At 73.1% G+C, this 23,570-nt stretch carries 22 protein-coding genes; 8 read left to right on the top strand and 14 right to left on the bottom strand.

Annotated features, from left to right (window positions below; translation table 11 throughout):
• Positions 1-179: 179 nt before the first annotated feature.
• From rpmF to ACFWE2_RS14760, 7 genes are all read right to left on the bottom strand, one after another.
• Positions 180-374, bottom strand: coding sequence for a 50S ribosomal protein L32 (rpmF, locus tag ACFWE2_RS14730; RefSeq protein ID WP_108495103.1), 195 nt, complete (start codon positions 372-374; stop codon positions 180-182).
• A 2-nt stretch (positions 375-376) separates the two neighbouring features.
• Positions 377-934, bottom strand: coding sequence for a YceD family protein (locus tag ACFWE2_RS14735; RefSeq protein ID WP_377224982.1), 558 nt, complete (start codon positions 932-934; stop codon positions 377-379).
• A 214-nt stretch (positions 935-1,148) separates the two neighbouring features.
• The gene (gene coaD, locus ACFWE2_RS14740) at positions 1,149-1,646 is read right to left on the bottom strand and encodes a pantetheine-phosphate adenylyltransferase (RefSeq protein ID WP_377224983.1); all 498 of its coding nucleotides are present in this window, start codon (positions 1,644-1,646) and stop codon (positions 1,149-1,151) included.
• The gene (gene rsmD / locus ACFWE2_RS14745) at positions 1,643-2,275 is read right to left on the bottom strand and encodes a 16S rRNA (guanine(966)-N(2))-methyltransferase RsmD (protein ID WP_377224984.1); all 633 of its coding nucleotides are present in this window, start codon (positions 2,273-2,275) and stop codon (positions 1,643-1,645) included. Before rsmD ends, coaD begins: the two co-directional genes overlap by 4 nt.
• A gap of 109 nt (positions 2,276-2,384) precedes the next feature.
• On the bottom strand, positions 2,385-3,359 hold the full coding sequence (locus ACFWE2_RS14750) for an endonuclease/exonuclease/phosphatase family protein (RefSeq protein ID WP_377224985.1): 975 nt from the start codon (positions 3,357-3,359) through the stop codon (positions 2,385-2,387).
• 101 nt (positions 3,360-3,460) lie between these two features.
• Positions 3,461-5,722, bottom strand: a complete 2,262-nt coding sequence (locus ACFWE2_RS14755) for an ATP-dependent DNA helicase RecG (RefSeq protein WP_377224986.1) — start codon at positions 5,720-5,722, stop codon at positions 3,461-3,463.
• Complete coding sequence (locus tag ACFWE2_RS14760) at positions 5,719-7,410, bottom strand: DAK2 domain-containing protein (RefSeq protein WP_377224987.1); 1,692 nt, start codon at positions 7,408-7,410, stop codon at positions 5,719-5,721. The genes ACFWE2_RS14755 and ACFWE2_RS14760 overlap by 4 nt, the downstream gene beginning before the upstream one ends.
• A gap of 331 nt (positions 7,411-7,741) precedes the next feature.
• On the opposite strand from ACFWE2_RS14760, the gene rpmB reads away from it, so the two are divergent.
• Together rpmB and ACFWE2_RS14770 are read left to right on the top strand one after the other, a co-directional pair.
• A complete protein-coding gene (gene rpmB / locus ACFWE2_RS14765; RefSeq protein ID WP_357448457.1) occupies positions 7,742-7,939 on the top strand; it encodes a 50S ribosomal protein L28 in 198 nt (65 codons plus the stop codon).
• Between the two features lie 169 nt (positions 7,940-8,108).
• The gene (locus tag ACFWE2_RS14770; protein WP_377224988.1) at positions 8,109-8,621 is read left to right on the top strand and encodes a GNAT family N-acetyltransferase; all 513 of its coding nucleotides are present in this window, start codon (positions 8,109-8,111) and stop codon (positions 8,619-8,621) included.
• Positions 8,622-8,635: 14 nt separating this feature from the next.
• Here ACFWE2_RS14770 and ACFWE2_RS14775 read toward each other — a convergent pair whose 3' ends face one another.
• Positions 8,636-9,742, bottom strand: a complete 1,107-nt coding sequence (locus tag ACFWE2_RS14775) for a thiamine-phosphate kinase (RefSeq protein WP_377224989.1) — start codon at positions 9,740-9,742, stop codon at positions 8,636-8,638.
• A 119-nt stretch (positions 9,743-9,861) separates the two neighbouring features.
• On the opposite strand from ACFWE2_RS14775, the gene ACFWE2_RS14780 reads away from it, so the two are divergent.
• Both ACFWE2_RS14780 and ACFWE2_RS14785 read left to right on the top strand, forming a co-directional pair.
• The gene (locus tag ACFWE2_RS14780; protein ID WP_377224990.1) at positions 9,862-10,338 is read left to right on the top strand and encodes a DUF3515 family protein; all 477 of its coding nucleotides are present in this window, start codon (positions 9,862-9,864) and stop codon (positions 10,336-10,338) included.
• Between the two features lie 98 nt (positions 10,339-10,436).
• Complete coding sequence (locus tag ACFWE2_RS14785; RefSeq protein ID WP_377224991.1) at positions 10,437-11,150, top strand: TetR/AcrR family transcriptional regulator; 714 nt, start codon at positions 10,437-10,439, stop codon at positions 11,148-11,150.
• A 30-nt stretch (positions 11,151-11,180) separates the two neighbouring features.
• On the opposite strand, the gene ACFWE2_RS14790 is transcribed toward ACFWE2_RS14785, so the two are convergent.
• From ACFWE2_RS14790 to ACFWE2_RS14805, 4 genes are all read right to left on the bottom strand, one after another.
• On the bottom strand, positions 11,181-11,714 hold the full coding sequence (locus tag ACFWE2_RS14790; RefSeq protein ID WP_377224992.1) for a hypothetical protein: 534 nt from the start codon (positions 11,712-11,714) through the stop codon (positions 11,181-11,183).
• A gap of 76 nt (positions 11,715-11,790) precedes the next feature.
• Complete coding sequence (locus ACFWE2_RS14795; protein WP_377225001.1) at positions 11,791-12,939, bottom strand: D-alanine--D-alanine ligase family protein; 1,149 nt, start codon at positions 12,937-12,939, stop codon at positions 11,791-11,793.
• Between the two features lie 78 nt (positions 12,940-13,017).
• Positions 13,018-14,613 carry an AMP-binding protein gene (locus ACFWE2_RS14800; RefSeq protein WP_377224993.1) on the bottom strand — a complete coding sequence of 532 codons (1,596 nt, stop codon included), beginning with the start codon at positions 14,611-14,613 and terminating at the stop codon, positions 13,018-13,020.
• Between the two features lie 62 nt (positions 14,614-14,675).
• Positions 14,676-16,379, bottom strand: coding sequence for an aldehyde dehydrogenase family protein (locus tag ACFWE2_RS14805; RefSeq protein WP_377224994.1), 1,704 nt, complete (start codon positions 16,377-16,379; stop codon positions 14,676-14,678).
• Positions 16,380-16,565: 186 nt separating this feature from the next.
• Here ACFWE2_RS14805 and ACFWE2_RS14810 point away from each other — a divergent pair, with 186 nt between their 5' ends.
• Complete coding sequence (locus tag ACFWE2_RS14810) at positions 16,566-17,750, top strand: PucR family transcriptional regulator (RefSeq protein WP_377224995.1); 1,185 nt, start codon at positions 16,566-16,568, stop codon at positions 17,748-17,750.
• Positions 17,751-17,839: 89 nt separating this feature from the next.
• Entirely contained in the window at positions 17,840-19,006 is a 1,167-nt protein-coding gene (locus tag ACFWE2_RS14815; protein WP_377224996.1) for an acyl-CoA dehydrogenase family protein, read from the top strand.
• 99 nt (positions 19,007-19,105) lie between these two features.
• On the opposite strand, the gene ACFWE2_RS14820 is transcribed toward ACFWE2_RS14815, so the two are convergent.
• Positions 19,106-20,287 (bottom strand): trans-sulfuration enzyme family protein, encoded by a 1,182-nt coding sequence (locus ACFWE2_RS14820; RefSeq protein WP_377224997.1) that lies wholly within the window; start codon positions 20,285-20,287, stop codon positions 19,106-19,108.
• A 104-nt stretch (positions 20,288-20,391) separates the two neighbouring features.
• Entirely contained in the window at positions 20,392-21,708 is a 1,317-nt protein-coding gene (locus ACFWE2_RS14825; protein ID WP_377224998.1) for an MFS transporter, read from the bottom strand.
• Positions 21,709-21,779: 71 nt separating this feature from the next.
• Between ACFWE2_RS14825 and ACFWE2_RS14830 the strand changes: the two genes are divergently transcribed.
• Together ACFWE2_RS14830 and ACFWE2_RS14835 are read left to right on the top strand one after the other, a co-directional pair.
• A complete protein-coding gene (locus tag ACFWE2_RS14830; RefSeq protein ID WP_377224999.1) occupies positions 21,780-22,754 on the top strand; it encodes a GlxA family transcriptional regulator in 975 nt (324 codons plus the stop codon).
• Positions 22,755-22,837: 83 nt separating this feature from the next.
• Positions 22,838-23,530 carry a hypothetical protein gene (locus ACFWE2_RS14835; protein WP_377225000.1) on the top strand — a complete coding sequence of 231 codons (693 nt, stop codon included), beginning with the start codon at positions 22,838-22,840 and terminating at the stop codon, positions 23,528-23,530.
• Positions 23,531-23,570: the final 40 nt, after the last annotated feature.

The raw sequence follows: 23,570 nt of genomic DNA on the forward strand, positions 1-23,570 counted from the left end.
CCTTCTGGGTGGCGCCCCGTACGAGCTGGCGCGTGTGGGTGGGGTCGCCAGCGGCAGCGGGGTATATGCCCCTTTGGTTGTGTCCCCCCACACCTAGGTGGGGGCCCAGTCGGCCCCCGCGCTTCTCGAGCAGCGCGGTAGGTTCCGGCCTCGCCGGCGACGTCCCGCCCTTGGCCACGTCAGCCCGCGTGAACGGTCTTCAGGGCGTCGCGGTACGTGCGGCCCTTGTAGGTGCCGCACGTCGGGCACGCCGTGTGCGGCAGCTTGTTGCCCTGGCACTGCGGGCAGGTGGTGAGGGTCGCTGCGGTGGTCTTCCACTGCGAGCGACGCGCACGGGTGTTGCTGCGCGACATCTTGCGCTTCGGAACAGCCACGGCTAGCTCTCTTTCGTCTCGTCCGACACGCTCGTAGATTCGAGCATGCTCTGAAGCGCCGACCACCGAGGGTCGACTACGTCATGGTGATGACCGGGGTCGTCAGCCAGGCGCGCTCCGCACTCGGAGCACAGGCCCGGGCAGTCCTCCCGGCACAGCGGTTGAAATGGTAGTGCAGTCACCACCGAATCCCGAAGCGCAGGCTCCAGGTCGGCGTTGTCGTCGTCGTCGAGGACCGACTCCTCGTCCTCCACGTCGACGTCCCCCGCCTTGGCCGACGCCGCGGCCCGCTCGGGGTACGCGAACAGCTCGGTGACATCGACCGTGAGATCACGAGTGATGTCGTCGAGGCAGCGGCTGCACTCACCCTTTGCCGTGCCGCGGACCGTGCCGGAGACCAGCACGCCTTCCATCACGGACTCGAACCGAAGATCCAGCTCGAGGTCGGAGCCTTCCGGGATACCGATCACAGCGGTGCCGAGATCCGACGGCGCCTGCACGGTCGCGCTGTGCGTACGCATGGATCCGGCACGCCGAGACAGCTCGTGCATGTCGAGCACGAGCGGCGAGTTCGGTTCGCGGGAAATAACAGACTCCAGGAAAGGCAGTGTCCGTCAGGACGGTGAAGGGGGGTGGACCCGGCGCAAGCGATCACGCCACGGGCCAAAAACCAATCCTACGACATCGAACGGGACTCACGCGCGCCCGTGCGGGGTGACAGCCCTCACGGGCTGGGCCGCGGGACGCCCCGGCTCGTGCCCGCAGGGCGTCCGGCTACCGGCCCAGGGCCGTCCGCAGCGCCTCGACGACACCCGCCGGCACCAGGTCGTCGACCGGTCCCCCGTGCCGCACGATGTCCTTCACCAGCGACGACGCGACGTGCGCGTACCGCTGGTCGCCCGGCAGGAAGATCGTCTCGACGCCTGACAGGTGCCGGTTCATGAGCGCCATCGGCTGCTCCGCGTCGAAGTCGCCGCCCCCACGCAGTCCCTTCACGACGGCGACCGCGCCGATCTCCCGGCAGAAGTCCACCAGCAGCCCCGGCACGACGTCGACCCGCACCCGCGACATCGCGGGCTCCGTCCGCGCGAGGCCGCGCACCGCCGCGCGCACGAGCTCGGCGCGCGTCTCCAGGTCCAGCAGGCCGGACTTGCCGGGGTTCTTCGCGATGCCGACCACCACGTCGTCGAACAGGGTGGCGGCGCGGCGCACGACGTCCAGGTGGCCGAGGGTGATGGGGTCGAACGACCCGGGACAGACGACGGTGGTCACGCGCCCACGCTATCCGACGGTCCTGCGTCCGAGGACTCGACGTCCGAGGGCTCCACGTAGTAGACCGCCGTGTCGCCGTAGTCCTTGCGGGCGAAGGCGGCGAGGCCGTCGGGCCAGGCGGGCTCGGGCGTACGGATCGAGCGCTCGACGACGAGCACCGCGCCGTCGGCCAGGACGCCAGGGGTCGCCAGGTGTGTCAGCACGGTGGCGAGCGCATCCGCGTCGAGGTCGTACGGCGGGTCGAGGAAGACCAGGTCCAGAGCCGCCGTCGTGCCCGGAGCAGCAGGGCGCGGACCGGCACCGGCCAGCGACGCCGCGAACCGCTCGGCGGTCTCCGTGACGACGCGCACCGTGGTCAGGCCCAGCGCCGCCACGTTCCTGCGCGCGACGTCGGCCGCGGGGCGCGCGCTGTCCACCAGGGTGACGGACTCGGCGCCGCGGCTGGCCGCCTCCAGCCCGAGCGCACCCGAGCCGGCGTAGAGGTCGAGCACGCGGGCGCCGTCGAGCACGCCGAGGTGCTCCAGCCGGGAGAAGATCGCCTCGCGGACGCGGTCGCTGGTAGGCCGGGTGCCCTTCCCTGGCACGGCGATGCTGCGTCCGCCGAGCACCCCGGCCACAATCCTGGTCACCCGCCGACCCTAACCCGCCCATAGTCCGTTGAGTGCTGGGTATTTGCGCCGAAACGACCCGCAACAGCGCAAATAGCCAGCACTCAACGGGCTGGCGGGGTGGGGACGGTCAGGACCAGGGGGTGTCGATGTGCGCCAGCAGCGGGAGGTGGTCGCTTTGGGTTCGGGGCAGGGTGCGGGTCTCCGTCACCGTGGCACCGCGGGCCAGGACGTGGTCGATCTGGGCGACCGGGAAGGCCTCCGGGTAGGTGAAGTCGAAGCCGGTCGCCGGGGCGGTGACCAGGTTCGTCAGGGGCGCGATCGCGCTGTCCGCGAGCACGGCGTTCAGGTCTCCCGCGACGATCACCGTCTCGCTCTCCTCGGCGTCGACGGCGTCCGCCAGCGCGAGCGCGCTCGCGTTGCGCAGCTCCGTCTCGAACCCGCCGCTCCCGAACCGGACCGAGGGCAGGTGCGCGACGAACAGGGCGACAGCGTCCGCCTCCCGCTGGATCACCACGCGCAGGCACCGGTCCCACGAGGCGTCGATGCCCTCGGGCCGGATGTCGACGGGCGTGGCGCCCTCCAGCGGAAACCTGGACCAGACACCGACGGTGCCCTGCGTCTCGTGGTGCGGCAGCGCCTCGCCGAAAGCCGCCGTGTACTGCTCCGCAACCGTGTCGGAAACCTCGGTCAACGTCACGACGTCCGGCTCGGCGGCCAGGAGCACCTCCGCGGTCCCCGTCACATCGGAGTTGGTGTCGCTCGCGTTGTGCTGCACCACCGTCAGGTCGCCCGGCTCCGGGTCCACCGGACGCACCTGTGGCAGGAAGACCCAGATCCACGCGGCGAGCGGGAGCAGGACGGCGAGGATCGCGAGCGCCGAGCGCCGCAGCAGCGCGGCGAGGATCCCGAGCGGGACCGCGAGCCCGAGCCACGGCAGGAACGTCTGGACGAGGCTGCCAAGGTTTCCCCAGCGGTTCGGCACGACATCGTGGGCGACGAGCAGCACCGCGGCCACCAGGGAACCGAGCGCCAGCAGCCTCCCGCGCTGCCACGCGCTCTTTCCCGGCGGGCCGGTATGGATCGCATGCTTTGCGTCCGTCATCGGCGGGGACTCTATCGGCTGTGCGTTTCGGGCGTAAGGAGTAGGTCATTCCTTTCACCCGAGTTGTTTCACCCTGCTAAGGCCAGACACAGGCCTCGGGTTCACGCCCGTTCGAGGAACTCCTCCTGGTCCTCGTCGAGCTGCGCGCGGATCGCCTTCGCGAGCTCGGGGAACTCCGTCAGGTCGGGCGACGCGCGCACGACGTCCGTGGCCGCGGCGCGCGCCTCCTCGATGAGGCCGGCGTCCTTGACGACGCGCAGCAGCCGCAGGGAGCTGGTCCGGCCGGACTGCGCCGCGCCGAGCACGTCGCCCTCGCTGCGCAGCTCCAGGTCGAGGTTCGCGAGCTTGAAACCGTCGGTGGTCTGGGTCATCGCCTCCAGGCGGGCGAAGGCGGGCGTGCCGGGTTCCGCGTCGGACACCAGGAGGCACAGGCCGGGGTCGGTGCCACGCCCCACGCGCCCCCGGAGCTGGTGGAGCTGCGAGATGCCGAACCGGTCGGCGTCGAAGATCACCATCGCCGTGGCCTCGGGGACGTCGACACCCACCTCGACCACGGTGGTGGCGACCAGGACCGGAGCCTCGCCGGAGGCGAACCGGGCCATCACCGCCTCCTTCTCGTCGGGCGGCAGCTGTCCGTGCAGGGCGCCCACCTCGACGCCCGCGAGCTCGGGCCGTGCGCGCAGCTCCTCGACGACCTCGAGCACGGCGCGCAGCGGTGGCCGGTCGGCGCCGCCCCCGGCCTCGGGCCCGGAGGGGTCGAGGAACTCCGGCACATCGTCGAAGTCCTTGGCGGCCGGCTTGGTCTCCTCGTCCGGATGGATCCGCGCGCAGACGACGTAGGCACGGCGCCCGGCGTCGACCTCCTCGCGGACGCGAGCCCAGGTGCGGTCCGTCCAGCGGGTGTTGCCTGCCGGGACGGCGACGGTGGTGATGCCGGCGCGTCCTGCGGGCACCTCGGTGAGGGACGACGTCTCCAGGTCGCCGAAGACCGTCATGGCAACGGTGCGCGGGATGGGCGTTGCCGTCATGACCAGCAGGTGCGGCGAGACCCGCCCCTTGGCGCGCAGCGCGTCCCGCTGCTCGACGCCGAAGCGGTGCTGCTCGTCCACGACGACGAGACCGAGGTCGGCGAACTGCACGTGCTCCGACAGGAGCGCGTGCGTGCCCACCACGATGCCTGCCTCGCCGCTCGCGGCCTGGAGCAGGGCCTCCTTACGGGCCTTCGCGCCGAGCGAGCCGGTGAGCAGCGCCACCCGGGTGCTCGCCCCGGTGCGCTCCGCGCCGAAGAGCGTGCCGCCCTCTGCCAGCGGGCCGAGCAGGGCGCGCAGGGTCCTGGCATGCTGCGCGGCGAGCACCTCGGTGGGGGCGAGCAGCGCGGCCTGGCCGCCGGCGTCGACCACCTGCAGCATGGCGCGCAGGGCCACCACCGTCTTGCCGCTGCCCACCTCACCCTGGAGCAGCCGGTGCATCGGGCGCGGGCTGGCGAGCTCGCCGGCTATCTCGTCACCCACCTCGCGCTGGCCGTCGGTGAGCACGAACGGCAGCGAGGCGTCGAAGTCCGCGAGGAGACCGGGCGTCCCCGCGGGCAGCGGTGGCCGGGCGGTGGCGTCCTCGGCGGCGGTCCGTGCCCGGCGCTGTGCGAGCGCGGCCTGGAGCACGAACGCCTCCTCGAACCGCATCCGGTGCTGGGCGCGGTAGGCCTCCTCGAGCGTCGCCGGCCGGTGCAGGCTCCGCAGGGCCCCTGCCCGGGCGGGCAGGCCCCGGCGCTCCCGGATCTCGTCGGGCACGGGGTCGGGCACGTCGCCGTCGGCCAGGGTGTCGAGCACGACACGCAGGGCGCCCTGGATCTTCCAGCTCGGGATGCCCGCGGCCGCCGGGTAGATCGGGATGGGTTTGGTCGCGTGCTCGAGGAGCGCCTCGTCGCTGTCGAGGTCGGACTCCTCCCCCATCAGCGTGAAGTCCGGGTGGCTGAGCTGCCGCGCTCCCCTGTACAGGCCGACGGTTCCGGTGAACAGGCCCTTCGCTCCGGGGACGAGCCGCTTCTCGTGGTTGAAGAGCGAGCCGCGGTGCTTGCCGAAGAAGGTGAGCGACAGCCGGCTCTTCCCGTCCGTCACCACGACCTCCATGAGCGCGCCCGTGCGGTTGCGCATGGGTCGCACGGTCGCCTGCTCGACGCGGGCCAGGATGGTCACGTGCTCGCCCACCTCGAGCGCCGCGATGTCCGTCAGCGCGCCCGGGTCCGCGTACCGGCGCGGGTAGTGGCCGAGCAGGTCACCGACGGTCTGCAGCCCGAGCTTGCCCAGGGCGGTCGCCGTCCGCTTGTCGAAGGCCCGTTCCAGGCGCTCGTCCACGCGCTCGGTCATGCCTGTTCCTCCTCCATGCCCAGGCGGACGCCGTCGCCAGGACGACCCGTCGCCAGGACGACGAGCTCCGCCTCCGGCGCACGCTCCGTGAGCGCCGCGGCGAGCAGGTCGGGCAGGCCGTCCGGAGTGTCGGCGTCGAGCAGCGCCGTCACCACGACGGTCTCCGGTCCGGCCGCGGCGCGCAGGGCCTCGACGGCGGCGTCGCCGCGCACCGACGTGACGGTCAGCCCCGCGAACGCCCCGTCCACCGCCCCGCGCACGTCGGCGTCGGGCTCGTCGGGCAGGCCCAGCGGCAGGAGCGTCCCGAGCGCGGCCAGCGCCACGACGGCGTGCACGTCGGAGGGTGTCGGCACGACGACCACCTCGTCGACGTCGAGGTGCCGCCGCACGTCGGCAGGTCCGTCCGGCACCCCGAGGAGCAGCACGCGCCGGGCTCCGGTCGATGCGGCGACGCGGCCGACGTCGTCGGCCGTCAGCGCCTCGACGGTGCTGCCGCCGAGCCCTCCCGTGAGCAGGACCACGGCGCCCGCGTGCGCGAGCGCCCCGGCGAGCGCGGGGGCCGACGTCGCCGCGACGACGCCCCACTCGTGCTGCGCCACGGCTTCGAGGTGCCGCACGTGCACCTGGGACAGGGAGCCCGTGCGCGACGCGGCCGCGGCGATGGCGAGCGCCCGGTCGAGGTGGTCGGTGTGGACGTGCGCCTGCCAGACGCCGGTTCCGGTGCCCGCGTCGCCGCCGACCACGACCACCGAGTCGCCCACCTCGCCCAGCGCTGCGCGCAGCTCGGCCGCCACGGTGTCGGCCGCGGCAGCCACCGGCCCGGTGAGCACGAACATGAGCTCGAGGGCGCCGGCGCCGGCCTCGGCGCCGTGCGGGAGCGCGCCGGGCTCCGTCCCGCCGGCCGTCGGCGTGCCGGGCGCGGGCGACGACGAGGTGGGTTCCAGCAGCTGGTCCAGGTTCACGGAGTCCATGCTGCCGTCCGCCTCTGACACTCCGGCGGCCCTCGCTCCGCCCGTCGCCCCAGCCGTGGCGACGACCAGCGCGTCGAGCACGAGGACCAGGCCGAGGGCTCCCGCGTCGAGCACGCCCGCCGCACGGAGGTGGTGGAGCTCGTCCCGGCTGGCGCGAGCGGCGGCGCGCGCGGCGTCCGCGGCGGCGGACACGACCTCCAGCGGCCCGGCGGCCCCCGCTTCCGAACCTTCAGCCAAGCGCGCGGCAGCCGCCGCGGCGTCGGCCGCCGTGAGGATCGTGCCCTCCTCGGGCTGTGCCACCGCGGACCTGGCGGACGTCGCCGCCCGGGTGAGCAGGTCCGCCGCACCACCGCCGCGCCGCGCCGCGACCGCCAGGCCCCGCAGCCACTCGCTGAGGATCACGCCGGAGTTGCCGTGGGCGCCCAGCAGGGCTGCCCTGGCGAGCGTCGTCAACAGCTCGGCGCCGGTCGCCCCGGCGGGCTCGGCCGCGACCGCGAGATCCCCCTCGCGGAGGGTCAGGTAGAGGTTCGTGCCGGTGTCGGCGTCGGCGACGGGGAACACGTTCACCCGGTCGATCGCGGCGCGCTCCCGCCGCAGCGCCGCCGTCGCGCCGCGGGTCCAGGCGCGCACCAGCCCCGGGTCCTCGAGACGGACGCCGTCGGGGAACGCCCCCGGACCGGACTCGGCCGGCCGGCTGCTGCTGTCGACGTCGGTCACGCTCTGCCCTCCTGCACATGGCTGGACACATATGGCTGAACAACAGACCGGACGCCCGCCCGGACGGATCCCACCGTACCCAGCGGCCGGACCGCTCGCGTCCGGCCGTCCACAGGCCAGCTACCCTGCTCGGACCCGCTGCCGACGGTGTGACGCACCCCGCGGTGGTTACGGTTTGAGGGCCTGGCCCGGGATCGGGTACTCTGTGAAAGTTGCCTGGTCCGCTACGAGGCGTTGATCGCTCTGAAGCGTCCGGGCTCCCCCTTTTTCGACCATCCATCACGTCGTGCTGTCGTTTCCGCACAGGCGTGCACGACACTCAGGAGACACCGTGGCTGCCAACTGCGACGTCTGCGGCAAGGGCCCGGGCTTCGGGCACTCCGTTTCGCACTCCCACATCCGCACCAAGCGCCGCTGGAACCCGAACATCCAGCGTGTCCGCGCGATCGTGAGCGGGACTCCCAAGCGCGTCAACGTGTGCACCTCCTGCCTCAAGGCCGGCAAGGTCACGCGCAAGGTCTCGGCCTGACGCTGCCGCAGTCGGGTCGCTGACGCGGCCCGTCATGCTTGGACGAAGACGTTTGACGAAGACGCCTGTCGGGTTTGTACCTGGCGGGCGTCTTCGGCGTTCCCGTAGCCTTCGATCGGACCCGGAGAAGTGGTTGCGCCTCGCACCCACAGGGTGAAAAGGTGAAGTCATGATGGCACCTGAAGACGTGACCATCCGCCCAGCAACGACGGCCGACGCCGAAGCCATCGCTCGTGTCGACATCGCCTCCTGGCGTGGTGCTTACTCAGAGATCCTGTCCGACTCGTACCTGTCCTCGCTCGACGTGAGCGAGCGCGCCGGGCGGTGGAACGCCGCGGTGGCCGCGCGCGACGTCACAGTGCTCGTCGCGGAGGACGAGAGCGGCACCGTAGGTTTCACGAGCGTCGGCCCGTCCCGGGACGAGGACGCCGAACCGGGCGACCTCGAGATCTACGCCATCTACCTGCATCCCCGCGCCTGGGGTACCGGTGTGGCCCGTGACCTGATGCGCACGGTGCTCGACGGGCTCACCCCCGGCACCGTCGTGTCGCTCTGGATCCTCGAGGGCAACGAGCGCGCGCAGCACTTCTACCGGCGGCACGGGTTCCAGCACGACGGGACCGAGCGCATCGACGACATCGGCGGCCGGCCGCTCACGCAGCTCCGTTTCCGCAAGCGCTGACCCGGCGGCACCGGTCAGGACCGGAAGTGGTCCCAGCCGGGGCCGACGTCGAGCACCTCGCCACCGATCGTGACGGCCGGCGCGGCCTGGCCACCGTCCTGCGCCTGGCCATCGTCCTGCGCCACGCCGACGGCGTGCACCTGGCCGACGGCGGTCCAGCCCGCCGGAAGCCGGGTACCGGCGGGGAACGTGGCGAGCAGCCCGTGATCCTCTCCACCCGCCCAGATCCACCTGCCGACCAGGCCGTCGATGTCGGCGTTCCCCGGCCCCCAGCCGGGGTCGCCGAGGCCGGTGGCCGCCGCCACCGCACGCGCGGCGGAACGCAGCACCTCCCGGTCCTTCGCGAACGCCCCGGCATCGAGGTCGATCCGCACACCGCTCGCCCGCGCTAGCCGCCCGGCGTCGCGCAGCAGCCCGTCGGACATGTCGAGCATCGCGGTGGCGCCCGCCTGACCCGCCAGGACGCCCGCCTCCAGCGGCGGGTCCGGCCGGAGGTACGCGGCGACGAGCCGTTCCCACTCGTCCTCGAGGAGCACGCCGTCGGTGACCTCGAGCGGCGCCGCGGACAGCGGCACGCGGACCAGGCCCGCCTCCAGGAGCGCCAGCCCGGCGGCCGACCAGCCGCGCACCCCGGCATGCGCGACGACGTCGCCAGGCCGGGCGCCCGACCGCAGCACCGGCGAACGCCCCTCCAGGTCACCGTGCACGGTGACGCTCACGATCAGGCAGGGACCACCGGACAGGTCCCCGCCGACGGCGCCCGCACCCGTCGAGGCGCAGCCGTCGGCCAGCCCCCTGGCGAAGCCCGTCACCCAGTCCAGCTCGGTGTCACCCGGCACGACGAGGGACGTGACCAGCCCGGTGGGTCGCGCACCCATAGCGGCGATGTCGGCGAGGTTCTGCGCGGCGGCCCGCCGTCCGACGTCGTACCCGGTGGACCAGCGGGCGCGGAAGTGGCGGTCCTCGACCAGCACGTCCGTCGAGACGACGAACCGGCCGTCGGCGGCAGCGAGCACGGCGGCGTCGTCGCCGGGGCCGAGCAGCGTGGCACTCCCCCGGGGCAGCAGGGGCAGGATGCGTTCGAGGATCTGCTCCTCGGAGAGGTCACGGACGCGGGTCACCGGTAGACCCTAAAGCCCAGCACGGGCCGGAGGCCGCATACCGGCTGGTGCGCGAGCCGCACACCGGCAGCAAACGGGCATCGGGGACGGGCACCATCCGGTACGGGTAACGTATCTCCGTGCTTCCCGCCCGATTCGTGTTCGCAACGACCGCCGCCGTTCTCGCCGTCGTGGCGCTCGGCGGCTGTGCTCGGACGATCGGCGTGGAGGTCGCGCCGAACGCCGCAGACCCGAAGTGCGCCGAGGTCATGCTCGCCGTCCCGGACGAGCTCGGGCCGGACCTGCCGAAGGTGCAGACCAACTCCCAGGCCACCGCGGCATGGGGCGAACCGGGTGCCGCGGTCACCATGCGCTGCGGCGTGGACCAGGTCGGGCCCGCCGCGGACTGCCAGCACGTCGACTCGGGGGACGGGACCGCCGTCGACTGGATAGTCACCACCGACGACGCCGGCACCTGGTCGTTCGTCACCTACGGCCGGGAGCCAGCGGCCGAGGTGATCGTGCCGCCGGCGGTCACCGAGAACCACTCGACGTCGTTCATCGCCGACCTCGCCGATGCCGTGACGCAGGTACCTGCCACGAAGGAGTGTCAGTGAGCCCGGTTGTATCAGTGCCAGCAGCAGGCCCCGCGCCGACGGACCACTCACCAACAGGGTCTGCACCGACGGACCACGGACCGACGGACCACGGACCGGTGCAGTCCCGCCGCGAGCGCCTGCGCGACGAGCTGCGGCGCGAGGTCCTCGCCGCCGCCCGCCACCAGCTCGCCGGACAGCACGGGCTGAGCAAGCTGACGATGGCCGCCGTCGCGAAGGAGGTCGGCGTCACGCCACCGGCGCTGTACCGGCACTTCGAGAACCGGCAGGACGTCATCGCGCAGCTCTGCGTGCTCATCGTCGAGGAGGTGCTCGAGCTGCTCGCCGTGGCGGTGGCCCGGCAGGAGCCCGGCGACATCGCCGCCGCCCTGGTCGCGTCGACCCGGACCTCGCTCGACTGGGCGGTACGCAACCCGGCGGAGTTCGACCTCGTCATCGGCTCGGGCATCCGTGCGGAGCTGACCGACAGCCACGCGCTCCAGCGCCGCATGGCCGAGATGGTCGGCGGCCACTACGTGCCGCTCTTCCGGGAGCTGGCCGCGGCCGGCATCCCGCGCCCGGCCCACGACGAGCTCGGCCCGGAGCTCGCCGAGCAGGTGCGCCGCTACCGCGATGCGGTGGGCGGCAACGACCTGCCGCTCGGCATCGCCCACCTCATGGTGACGAGCTGGCGCCAGGTCTACGGGCTGCAGTGCATGGCCGTCTACGGCCACCAGGAGTTCGCGTTCGGCGACCACATGGCGCTCCACGAGGACCTGGTCTCCTCGCTCCTGGTCCAGATGGGCCTGGATCCGCACCCGACCGTGCGCTGAGGCTCGCGCGCCCCGACGGGCGAACGCGGCTCAGCGCACCATCGAGTCCCGGCCGGCGTCCATCGTGTGCAGCGCGTCCGCGTTCGAGATGAGCTGGACGGTGCCGTGGTAGGAGATCTTCGGATCCTTCATCGCCGCGCCCACCAGATCGGCGAGCGCCGCGAGGTGCCGCACGTCGTGGGCGCAGATGCGGTGCACGTGCTGGGTGGCGGTGACCATCTGCAGGGCGAACACCGGGTACTTCCACAGCGGCTTCCAGAACTTGGTCTGCTGCCACACGCGCGCGACCGGCCAGGCCACGCCGGCGCAGGCCATGGCGACCGCGGCCTCCCACGGAACGCCGTCGGCCCCCACCAGGCGGAGCAGCAGGACGATCACCGCGACGATGAAGAAGGGGTAGGCCACCTGGTTCGCCCAGGCGCCGATGGGCTTCGGGCTCGCCACCCCGACCACCTCCACCCGCATGACGTTGCTCAGGGCGAAGGTGGTGAGCCCGATGGTGAGCGTCCCGTTCGCGACCCGCACGTCACGCGCGGCGTACTTGTAGCGCGGCTCGCCCCACACCTTGCCTCCTCGGACACCCTTTCCGGCCTGCCGACCGGGGGGTGACGACCGGTCGCGAGAGGCAGAGTACAGGCGTTCAGCGCAAGCCGGTGGACCGTTCGAGAGCGAGCTGGACGAGCTCGTCGATCAGCTCCGGATAGCTCAGGCCGGAGGCCGCCCACATGCGCGGATACATCGAGAACGGCGTGAAGCCCGGCATGGTGTTGATCTCGTTGACCAGCAGCCCGTCCTCGGGCGTCAGGAACATGTCCACGCGCGCCAGGCCTTCGGCGCCGATCGCCTCGAACGTCCGCACGGCGATCTCCTGGACCTCCCCCACGACGTCGTCCGGCAGGTCGGCCGGGCAGCTCAGCTCGACGGCCGCCTCGTCGAAGTACTTGGCCTCGTAGTCGTAGAAACCGTGCCTGGCCTCGTCGGTGACGACGATCTCGCCGGGCACGGACGCGCGCGGGCGCGCCCCGTCCCGGCCGCCCAGCACCGCGCACTCGATCTCCCGTCCGGTGATCGCCGCCTCGACCAGCACCTTGGGGTCGTGCTCGCGCGCCTCCTCGACGGCGGCGTCCAGGTCGTCCAGCGAGACCACCCGGGAGATGCCGAGCGACGACCCGGACCGCGCCGGCTTGACGAACAGCGGCAGTCCCAGGGTCTCGACGGTCTGGCGGACGACGTCGCGGCGGTCCGGCCAGTCGCCCGGCCTGATCACCGTGTACGGACCGATGGGCAGGCCGTGTCCAGCGAACACCAGCTTCATGAAGTGCTTGTCCATCCCGAGGGCGGACGCGAGGACGCCGGAGCCGACGTACCGGGTGTCGGCGAACTCGAGCAGGCCCTGGACGGTCCCGTCCTCGCCGTACGGACCGTGCAGCAGAGGGAAGACCACGTCGACGTCCGCGAGGGCCGACGGCACCTGGCCCGGCTCGAGAACCCGCAGCGCACGGTCGCCGACGGCCAGCGGGAGCACCACCTCGGCGGCCGCCGCCGGGACCTCTGGCACCTTGCCGTCGGTGATCGCCCAGCGTTCGGGCTCGTCGGCGGCGATGACCCACTGCCCGTCCGGGGTGATGCCGACGGGCACCACCTCGTACTTCGAGCGGTCGATGGCGCCCATCACACCACCGGCGGTCGCCGCGGAGATCCCGTGCTCGCCCGAGCGGCCTCCGAACAGGACGACGACGCGAGTCCTGCGGGCCGCGTCCGACGTCGGCACGTGGTCCGTTGAGCCCACGGCGGAGGCCGGCTCGGTGTGGTGCGACATCGCACTCAACCTACCGGGACCTGCCTGACCCGGCCCGTCCACGGCCGCCTACCGAGCCGCCCGCAGATCCTTGCGCAGGATCTTCCCTGACGCCGACTTCGGCACCGTCCCGATGAACTCCACGGCTCGCACCTTCTTGTACGGGGCCACGTGCTCGGCGACGAACGCGATGACCTCGCCCTCGGTCAGGGCCGCCCCGGGCGCCGTCACGACGAACGCCTTGGGGATCTCGCCCGCCTCGTCGTCAGGCACCCCGACCACCGCGGCGTCGGAGATGTCGGGGTGGGACAGCAGCAGCGCCTCCAGCTCGGCGGGCGGCACCTGGTAGCCCTTGTACTTGATGAGCTCCTTGAGCCGGTCGACCACCTGGAACACGCCGTCGGCGTCGACGGTGACGATGTCGCCCGTGTGCAGGAACCCGTCGGGCTCCAGCGTGTCCGCCGTCGCCCCGGGGTTGCCGAGGTAGCCGGCCATGACGTTCGGCCCGCGGCACAGCAGCTCGCCCGGGCCGGAGACGCCCTCGGCCGGCTGCTCGATCTCCTCGCCCGTCGCCGGGTCGACGATCTTCGCCTCCATGCCTGCCACGAGCAGCCCCACCGACCCGGCGGAGATGTCGCGGCGGTCGAACGGGATGACGTGCGAGACCGGCGACATCTCCGTCATGCCGTAGCCCTGCAGCACCCGCACGTCGGCGCCGAGCCGGGCCACCACCGCCGCCGCGAGCTTCTCGTCGAACGGCGCCGCACCGGACAGCACGGCCCGCACGCTCGACACGTCGTACGAGTCCACCAGCGGGTGCTTGGCCAGGGCCAGCGCGATCGGCGGCGCAACGAACAGGAAGGTCGCCCGGTGGTCCTGGATCACCCCGAGGTACTGCGCCAGGTCGAACCGGGGCAGCGTGACGAGCCGCGCGCGGGTGCGCAGCGCGACGTTGAGCAGCACGGTCATGCCGTAGATGTGGAAGAACGGCAGGACGCACGGCACGACGTCGTCGCGCTCCACCCCGATCGCGAAGCACTGCGCCACGTTCGCCACCAGGTTGGTGTGCGTCAGCATGACGCCCTTGGGGTGACCCGTCGTGCCCGACGAGTACGGCAGCACCGCGAGGTGCGTCGCCGGGTCGAACGAGACCTCGGGAGCCGGGTGCGGATCGGCCAGCAGGTCGGCCAGGGAGGCGTACTCGGGAGCCACCGCGGAGTCGCCGTCGAGCACGATGAGCTGTTCGTGCGCGAGGCCTGCGCCCTTTGCCCCCGCCTCGGCCGCCAGGAGCAACGCCGAGACCGTGATCACGAGCCGGGCGCCGGAGTCCAGGAGCTGCTTGGTGATGTCCGGGCCCGGCGACAGGGCGTTGACGGTGGTCACGGTCACGCCGGCACGGAGCAGGCCGTGGAAGACCGGCACGTAGGCGGGGACGTTCGGCGCGTGCAGCGCGACGACGTCGCCGACGCCGAAGCCGCGTGCCGCCACGGCGCCCGCGACGGCGTCGATCTGCGCGAGCAGGGAGCGGAACGACGTCTGGGCACCGCTGACGCCGTCGACCACCGCCACGCGGTCCAGCTCGTCCCCGGTGAGGTCACCGAACAGGTACTCGTGGACGCTGACGGACGGGATCGGCACGTCGGGCAGCATGCTCCGGACAACCATCGTCGGTCTCCTTCTTCTCAGGCACCGGACCGCCGTTGGCCCGTTGCACGAGCATTGTGCCGTCAGGAACGGAAGGCCGCGAGCAGCACCGGGACCAGCCGCCTCCACGACGGCGCCGCCGCATAGCTGGTGAGCGCCCGGCCCGTGTCCGTCACGCTCCGGGAGCTGCCGAACCACGGCGGCTTGGGAAAGAGCGAGAGCTCGCCGTGCAGCACGCTGCGCGGGAACGGGCGGAACGGCCCCGTCACGACGCTGCGCTCGGGCCCGGCGAGCAGGTGCCCGTTGTGCACGACGTCGATCCCGGAGCCGACGTCGGACACCGTGTGCCCGGGGAACGCGCCCCAGGTGGCGCCGGGCAGCAGGAAGCCCATGCCGGTCCACGCGTTGATCGCGATGGTGCCGTAGCGCAGGTCGGCGAGCGCGTCGTCGAACACCGCGCCTGCCGCCCTGCGGTCCTGGGGCCGCACCAGCACGTTGGCGCCCAGCGTCCCGTACAGGGAGTCGTTGGCGAAGCCGACGGCGGCCCGCAGGAACGCCGTGCCCTGCCCGGGAAGCTGCGTCCACGCGAGCGCCGGCGCGAAGTACTCGTCGGAGCAGGCCGGGTCGCCCGCGGAGATCTCCATCAGGAGGCTGCCGTCGAGGTGCTCGGCGTCGGGGTGCGCGTCGGCGGCCCGGGCGACCTTGGCGTCCGAGCCCGGGTACCAGGTGCCGCGCGCCGGTGACGTCGCGAGGGCGCGCCGCAGCTCGGCGAGGAACGCGTCCTTCTGCGGCCAGTCCGCCGACAGCACGACCACCTGCCCCGCCACGCAGTTGTGGCCGGCGTTGTGCAGGCGCATGGTCGCCACGTGCTCGGCCTGGAACCGCAGGTCGGCGGCGCTCCACCGGCCGGGAACCACGATGACGGGCGCGACGCCGCCCAGCTCGCTCGTGATGGGCACCGTGAGCCTCGGGTCGTCCGCCGCCCGGCGCCGCTCGGCCTCCTCGCCGGTACCCCACACGATCGCGTCGTGCGTGACGGCGGAGCCGGTGATGTGCACCTTGTCGATCCCGCTGTGCCGCGTGAGATAGGCGCCGACGGCGGCGTCGCCGTTGACGATCCGGACCACTCCGGCCTCGATCAGGGGCGCGAGGGCCGCGCGGTACACGTCGAGCAGGCCCGCGAACGTCGGGTTGAGCTTCACGAGCGAGGCACGGCCGAGCGCGACGAGCTCGTAGAACGCGTCCAGCGGCGCGATCGACGAGACGTTGCCCGCGCCGAGCACGAGCCCGACGCCGCCGGACTCGCCCACCGCGGCTGCCCGCAGGCCCGCCTCGGCGCGCACCTGCCGCTCCGGCACGCCCGGCGGCATCCACACCTCGGCCTTGAACCCGTTGAACAGCACCCACTCCTTGGCGGTGCGCGGCAGCACCCGTACCGCGACGCGGCCGCCCGGGGCGGTCCCGACGGTGAGCCCGTCGAGCGGCGACCCGCCCGCCGCGAGCGCCTCGTAGGACCGCGCGTAGGCGGCCGCGCTCTCCAGCGCACCGTACGGGCCGGTCATCCACTCCTCGCCCAGGTAGGGGGCGGACGGCGCGATGCGCTTGGCCTCGGCGGCGGCAGTCACCCACTCCTCGGCGACGGCGGCGATCGACGCGTGCACCCTCCGGAACAGGGCGCCCCGGTCCGCGACGGGTAGCCGCGCCCATCGTTCGGCACCGGCCCTGAGCTCCTCGACCGCCTTGTCGAGCTCGCGCTCCGTGGTGGCTCGCGTGTCCGTCACGCTCATCAGCTGTCTCCTTCGACCGCGCTGCGTCCGACCCGAGATCCGACCGTGGATCCGACCGTACGGGGGCCGCACTCATTGACCCGCCCTGCAATAGCCTAAGGGGGGTCGGCGACCTCGGGCGAGACCCTGACCTTTACATCTCGACCTCCTGTGCACAGTCTGGCCGCCGCGGTTAGGCTGCCTGGCATGTCGGACATGGCCGTCAGCAAGGCCACCGGTGGGGCCGTCAGCGGGCGTCACGACCTGCGTGATGCGCTCGACCCGCTGAGCGAGCAGATAGCCGACGAGATCCTGCATGCCGAGCCCGTCCACCCCGATACCCGCCTCCCGGCCGCCGTCGTCCAGCCCCTGGTCCGGGCCAATCTGGCGGAGATCCTCGCCGCGCTCGCCGGCGAGCCGTCGTCGCTCGAACCGGCGCGGAAGACCGGCCGCGTCACCGCTGCCGAAGGCGTTCCGCTGGACCTGCTGCAGCACGCCTACCGCCTGGCCGGCCTGCGCGTCTGGGAGGAGCTCGCCCGTCGGCTGCGGTCGCGGACCGACACCAGCGCGCTGCTCCGCGCCTCGTCGCGCGTCTGGTTCGCCATCGACCGCTCGTCCAACGTGGCGGTGCGGACCCACCTCGAGGCCAGCGCCGGCCTGAGCGAGAACATGGCCCGCACAGAGCTCCTGCGCGGCGTCCTCACCGGCGCGGTGCACGACCTCGAGACCGCCCGGCGCGCGCTCGGTCTCCCCGCCGACGTGATGCTCGTGGTCGCCGTCACGGCACCTGGCGTGCCGGTGGTCCCCGCCGCCGCCGTCGTGCCGCCCGCCCCGGACGGCGCCGCGGACGCGGCTAGACCGACCGTCCGCTGGCTCACGCACGAGGGCGCCCGGCTGACCCTCGTGGCCGCGCCCACGTCGGAGGACACGTACGGCGCCCTGGCAAGCCTCGCCGCACGGACCAGGACCGGCGCGAGCCGACCGTTCACCCGTCTGGCGGACGCGCCCGCCGCCCTCGTCGAGGCTCGCACGGCGGTGCGGTCGCTGCCCCTGGGCCGGGTGGGGCTCGCCCGCTACGGCGACCGTCCGCTGGACGCCCTGCTCGTGGCCGACGGCGAGCGCGCCGCCGAGCTCGCGACCGCGGTGCTGCGGGGCCTTCGGGACCGTGACCCGAGGGACGAGGAACTGTTGCTCGCCACCGTCGAGGCCTGGTTCGAGCACGGCGGGTCCGGCACCAGGGCCGCCGCCGCGCTGCACTGCCACCGGAACACGGTGCTGAACCGGCTCGCGCGGGTCGCCGACCTGACGGGTCGTGATGTCAACGACCCCCGGGCCGCGGCCGAGCTGTACGCGGCGGTGCGCGCCCTCCGCCTCCAGGGCGAGCCGCTCTGACCTCGGCGAAGCACCGTACACGCTCCAGCGGGTGATATTCGATGACGGTTCCAGCCCACGAATTCGCCCGAAAACGTTAGCCTCGGGACGTGACCTCTCTCCTGTCCGACGAGCTGCTCGCCACCCTGCGCGAGCGCGCCTCCGACTACGACCGAGACAACGCCTTCTTCGCCGAGGACCTGGCCGACCTGCAGGCCGCTGGCTACCTCGGCGCGATGGTGCCCACCGCGCTCGGCGGCTCCGGGCGGACGCTCCGCGAGACGGCTCGTGAACAGGCCAGGCTGTCCGCCCACGCGCCGGCGACGGCGCTGGCCGTGAACATGCACCACGTGTGGGTCGGCGTCGGCCGTTACCTGCACGAACGCGGCGACTCGTCGCTGGACTGGCTGCTGGCGGAGGCCGCGGAGGGAGAGATCTTCGGCTTCGGCTACTCGGAGCCCGGCAACGACCTGGTGCTGCTCGGCTCGCGCACGGAGGCGCGGCCCGACGGCGCGGGGGGCTACTCGTTCCACGGCCGCAAGATCTTCACGTCGAACTCCCCCGCCTGGACGCGGCTCGGTGTGCTGGGGCTCGAGTCGTCGAACGGCAGGCGCGGCGAGCCGCGGCTCGTGCATGCCTTCGTCACGCGTGACGGCGGCGGGTTCGAGATCCTCGACGACTGGGACACGATGGGCATGCGCGCCTCCCAGTCGCGGTCCACGCTGCTCGACGGCGCGCACGCGCCGGCGGAGCGGGTGCTGCGGCTGCTGCCGCCCGGGCCGTCGCTCGACCCGTACGTCCTGGGCATCTTCACGTCGTTCGAGGTGCTGCTCTCCTCGGTGTACGCGGGGATAGCGGACCGGGCACTGGAGCTCGCCGTCGAGGCGGCGGGGCGGCGCACGTCGATGAAGACCGGCAAGACGTACGCCCAGGACCCCGACGTACGCCGCCGGATCGCCGACATGGCCCTGGCGCAGGACAGCGTCTGGCTCCAGATCGACGGGATCACCCGCGACCTCGACGCCTCGGCTTCGGACAGCACGCTGGACCGGGGCGCCGGCTGGTTCCGGGCGACCGCCGGGCTGAAGGTGCGCGTCACCGAGACGGCGCGCGAGGTCGTGGACCAGGCGATCCGGGTCTCGGGCGGCTCGACGTACTTCAACGGCTCGGAGCTGGGCCGCCTCTACCGCGACGTCCTGGCAGGCGTCTTCCACCCGTCCAGCGACGACTCGGCCCACGCGACGGTAGCCCAGTCCCTCCTGGGCCCCCTGGACTGACCACCGCGCGAAGTAGAGCGTGCGTCCGGACACCCGCTCTACTTCGGCGTCGTCGTGGGCGCGAGGTAGAGCGGGTGTCCGGGATCGGGTCGGGGCGGGTCAGGGGGCGCGGAGGGCTGCGTCCAGGTCTGACCAGAGGTCTTCCACGTCCTCGATGCCTACCGACAGGCGCAGCAGGTCCTCCGGGACGGTGTGCGCCTCGGTGCCCCAGCGGCGGCGGCGCTCCAGCATCGACTCGACCCCGCCGAGCGACGTCGCGGGGAGCCACAGGCGCACGGCGTCGACGACGGCGTCGGCCCGGCCGACCGGGTCAGCGGTCCCCGCCCGTGCCTTCGGCCGGACGCCGATGATCGCGCCGAACCCGTTCATCTGGGCCTTGGCCCGCTCGTGCCCGGGGTCGCCGGGCAGCGAGGGGTGCCGCACCTCTGCGACCTCTGGGTGCTCGGCGAGGCGCCGGGCGAGCTCGGCCGCGCTCGCCTGGGCGCGCTCGAACCGGAGCGCCAGCGTGCGCAGGCCGCGCAGCGCCAGCCACACCTCGAACGGTCCGGCGATCGCGCCGTGCAGCGTGCGATGCTCCCGCAGGATCGCGGCGAGCCCGGCGTCGCGCGTCACGAGCGCACCCAGCACGACGTCGGAGTGGCCCGCGAGGTACTTGGTCACCGAGTGCAGCACCACGTCGGCGCCGTGCTCCAGCGGACGCTGGCCCAGCGGCGTCGCGAAGGTGTTGTCGACCACCGAGCGCACGCCCGCGGCGCGCGCCGCGCCGAGCACGGCGGGCAGGTCGGCGACCTCCAGCATGGGGTTGGTGGGCGACTCGACGAGCAGCAGGTCGGCCCCGTCGAGGGCGGCCACCACGGCGTCGGTATCGGCGATGTCGACGTACCGCAGGGTCACGCCGTGCCGCTCCGAGACCTGACGCGCGAGCACCATGCCGGCCTGGTAGGCGTGCCGCGGCAGCACGAGCGTGCCGCCGTCCGGCACCAGGGCGAAGACGGCAGCGACCGCCGCCATCCCGGACGAGAACACGAGCGCCTCGCCCGGCTCTCCCCCGCGGCACTCGAGGGCGGCCAGCGCCTCCTCGAACGGGTGCCAGGCGTCGTTGTCGCCGCGCGCGTACGACAGCTCGTCGGGCGTGACCACGCCGCGCGAGACGTACGTGGAGTTCATCGGGACGGACGGGTTGATGTGCCCGCCCTGGGCCCGGGCGGGACGCCCGGCGGAGACGACGATCGTCGCGGGCGCGAGCGCGGCCGGCTCGCTGTGCTCAGGGGTGGTGCTCATGGTCCGGAGAATACGACCGCCCTGCGGCCGGCGCCGGAGCCGTCCGCAGGGCGGCCCCGGTCGCGGTGAGCGCACATGTCAGACCGACAGGTCACCCGGGTGACTCACACGTCTGACACCTGCGCCCGCCGCTGCCGGACGACCAGCGACATGAGCGCGGCGCCCGCGCACAGCACGCCAGCGCCGTACCAGACGGCGTCGTACGAGCCGGTCAGGTCCCGCACCAGGCCGCCGGCGAACGCGACGACGCCCGCGCCGACCTGGTGCGAGGCGAGGACCCAGCCGAACACGATCGGCGCGTCCTCGCCGTAGAACTCGCGGCACAGGGCGAGGGTCGGCGGCACCGTCGCCACCCAGTCCAGCCCGTAGAACACGATGAAGAACACCATCGGCAGTTCCACGTGCGGCGCCATGAGCGACGGCAGGAAGAGCAGCGCGACGCCGCGCAGCGTGTAGTAGACGCCCAGCAGCACCCTCGGCGAGTAGCGGTCGGTCAGCCAGCCCGACCCGATGGTGCCGATCACGTCGACCACGCCGATGACCGCGAGCAGGCTGGCTGCGACCGTCATCGGCATGCCGTGGTCGTGCGCGCCGGGCACGAAGTGGGTGCGGACCAGCCCGTTCGTCGTCGCGCCGCAGATCGCGAACGCGCCGGCGAGCAGCCAGAACGGGCCGGTGCGGGCGGCGTCGAACAGGGCAGTGACCGCGCGCCTGGCGGCGCCGCGCGCGGGCGCGGGCTTCGGCACGTACTCGCCGCCGTAGGGTGCCAGCCCCAGGTCGGCCGGGTGGTCGCGCAGCAGGAACAGCACGAGCGGGATCGCCACGAGCGCGGCGATCGCCACCGTGACCGACGCGGGGCGCCAGCCCTGGTTCTCGACGATCCACGCGAGCAGCGGCAGGAACACGAGCTGGCCCGACGCCGTCGCCGCCGTCAGCACACCGCTGACCAGGCCGCGCCGGGCGACGAACCACCGCCCCGTCACGGTCGCGGTGAACGCCAGCGCCATGCTGCCGCTGCCCACCCCGACCAGGAGCCCCCAGCCGAGTACGAACTGCCACGGCTGGGACATCCACACGGTCGACAGCGCGCCCACCGTGATGACGACCAGCGCCGCCGTGACGACCGGGCGCATGCCGAACCGGTCCATGAGGGCCGCGGCGAACGGCGCCGTCAGCCCGTACAGGATGACCTGCAGGCCCACGCCGAAGCCGATGGTCGCGCGCGACCAGCCGAGCTCCGCGTTCAGCGGCTCGACGAACAGGCCGGGGGCCGCCGTGAACGCGGCGGCGCTCATGACGGTCACGAAGCTGACCGCCGCCACCCACCAGGCGGGATGGATCCGGGGCGTCCGAGGACGCGGGGCCGACGGCGGGGCCGACGCGCCACCGGCGTCGGGCACTGGGGTGCTGATCTGGGTCACGGGCCTCAGTCTGCTGGGGCGGGGCGACCCACGACAGTGACCAGAAGGTCACTGTCCAATAGGATCGGGCCATGACCGCACCGCACCGGGTCGCCGTGCTGATCGTCGACGGGTTCATCCCGTTCGAGCTCGGGATCGCGCACCGGATCTTCGGCATCGCCCGCGACAGCGAGCACCAGCCCCTCTACGAGGTGGTGACGTGCACAGCGGGCGCCCCCGGACCGGTGCAGTCCGACTCGGACGTGGTGGTACAGGTGGCGCACGGCCCCGAGGCGCTGGAGACGGCAGACACGGTGATCGTCCCCGCGTCACACGAGTTCGGGCCGGTGTACGACGAGGGCCGCCTCACGCCCGAGCTCGAGGACGCCTTCCGGCGCATCCGCCCGGGCACCCGGCTCATGTCGATCTGCATCGGCGCGTTCGCACTCGCCGCCGCCGGGATCCTCGACGGCCGCCCCGCCACGACGCACTGGAGCTCGGCCGAGCACTTCCAGAAGCTGTTTCCGCAGGTCAGGATGGACCCCGGCGTGCTGTACACGGACGACGGCGACGTGCTCACCGCGGCGGGCGTCGCGTCGGGGATCGACCTGTGCCTGCACGTGGTACGGCGCGACCACGGCGCAGCCGTCGCGCTCGACGTCGCCCGGCGCACCGTGGTTCCGCCGCACCGGGACGGCGGCCAGGCCCAGTACATCGCCCGGCCCGTGCCCGACGCCGGCGGCCCCGGCACCGCGGCGACCCGCGCCTGGGCGGCCGAGCGGCTGGCCGAACCCGTGACGCTGGCCGCCATGGCCCGGCACGCCGCGATGTCGGTGCGGACGTTCACCCGCCGGTTCCGCGAGGAGACCGGCGAGAGCCCCGGACAGTGGCTCCTCCGGCAGCGGGTCGAGCACGCGCGGACCCTGCTGGAGTCCACCGACCTGCCGGTCGAGCAGGTGGCGCGGCGGTGCGGCTTCGGCACCGCGCAGTCCTTGCGGGCCCACGTGCAGGCGGCCCTCGGCGTGACGCCGACGGCGTACCGCCGGACGTTCCAGGGGGCGGCCTGACCGATGCGGGATCGTTAGCGGCGCGAGCAGCCCGAGTCCCGCGGCCCGCCCGCAGGAGACGCCTGAGCCCATACAGTTGAAGGATGGGAAGAGCCGGAAACCGCGCGACCCTGGTGGCCGCCGCCGCGGCGCTGCTCCTGGCCGGCTGCACCAGCGGGCAGGCAGGGCCGGACGAGCCGCTGCCCGGCATCTCGAGCCCCGAGCCGGTCGTCTCCGAGCCGGCCGAGCCGACGCCGTCGGACACGAAGGCCACGGAGGACCCGGGGACGGGCGACGACGCACCCGAGCCGGGCGCGACCGCCACCGAGACGGCCGCCGGCCCGCCGTTCGCCGCCGACACCGAGCCGGACACCGCCGAGCCGACGGGCGAGGGCGAGACGTTCCTCTCCGTCACGAACATCCGCGTCGCCGGGCACGACCGCTACGACCGCGTGGTCTTCGACCTCGACGGCACGGGCAGCGGGCAGCCGGGCTGGCGCGTCGAGTACGTCGACGAGGCGACCGACGACGGCTCAGGGCTCCCCGTCCAGGTCGACGGCGACGCGATCCTGCGGGTGTCGCTCTCCGGCACGGCGAACCCGACGGACAGCGGCGTCGAGGAGTCCCCGAGCGACCGCATCGTCCCCGACGACACGGAGTCGGTGGACGAGATCGTGTACCGCTACTGGTTCGAGGGGTACACGACGGCGTTCCTCGGGATCGACGAGGGCGAGCGGCCGTTCCGGGTCTTCCTCCTGGAGAACCCGACCCGCGTGGTGGTAGACGTCCAGCACTGAGGTCCCCCCTGCGACGTGTCAGAAGCTCAGGTCACTGGAG

This window comes from Promicromonospora sp. NPDC060271, from assembly GCF_042726755.1.
Lineage (GTDB): Bacteria > Actinomycetota > Actinomycetes > Actinomycetales > Cellulomonadaceae > Promicromonospora.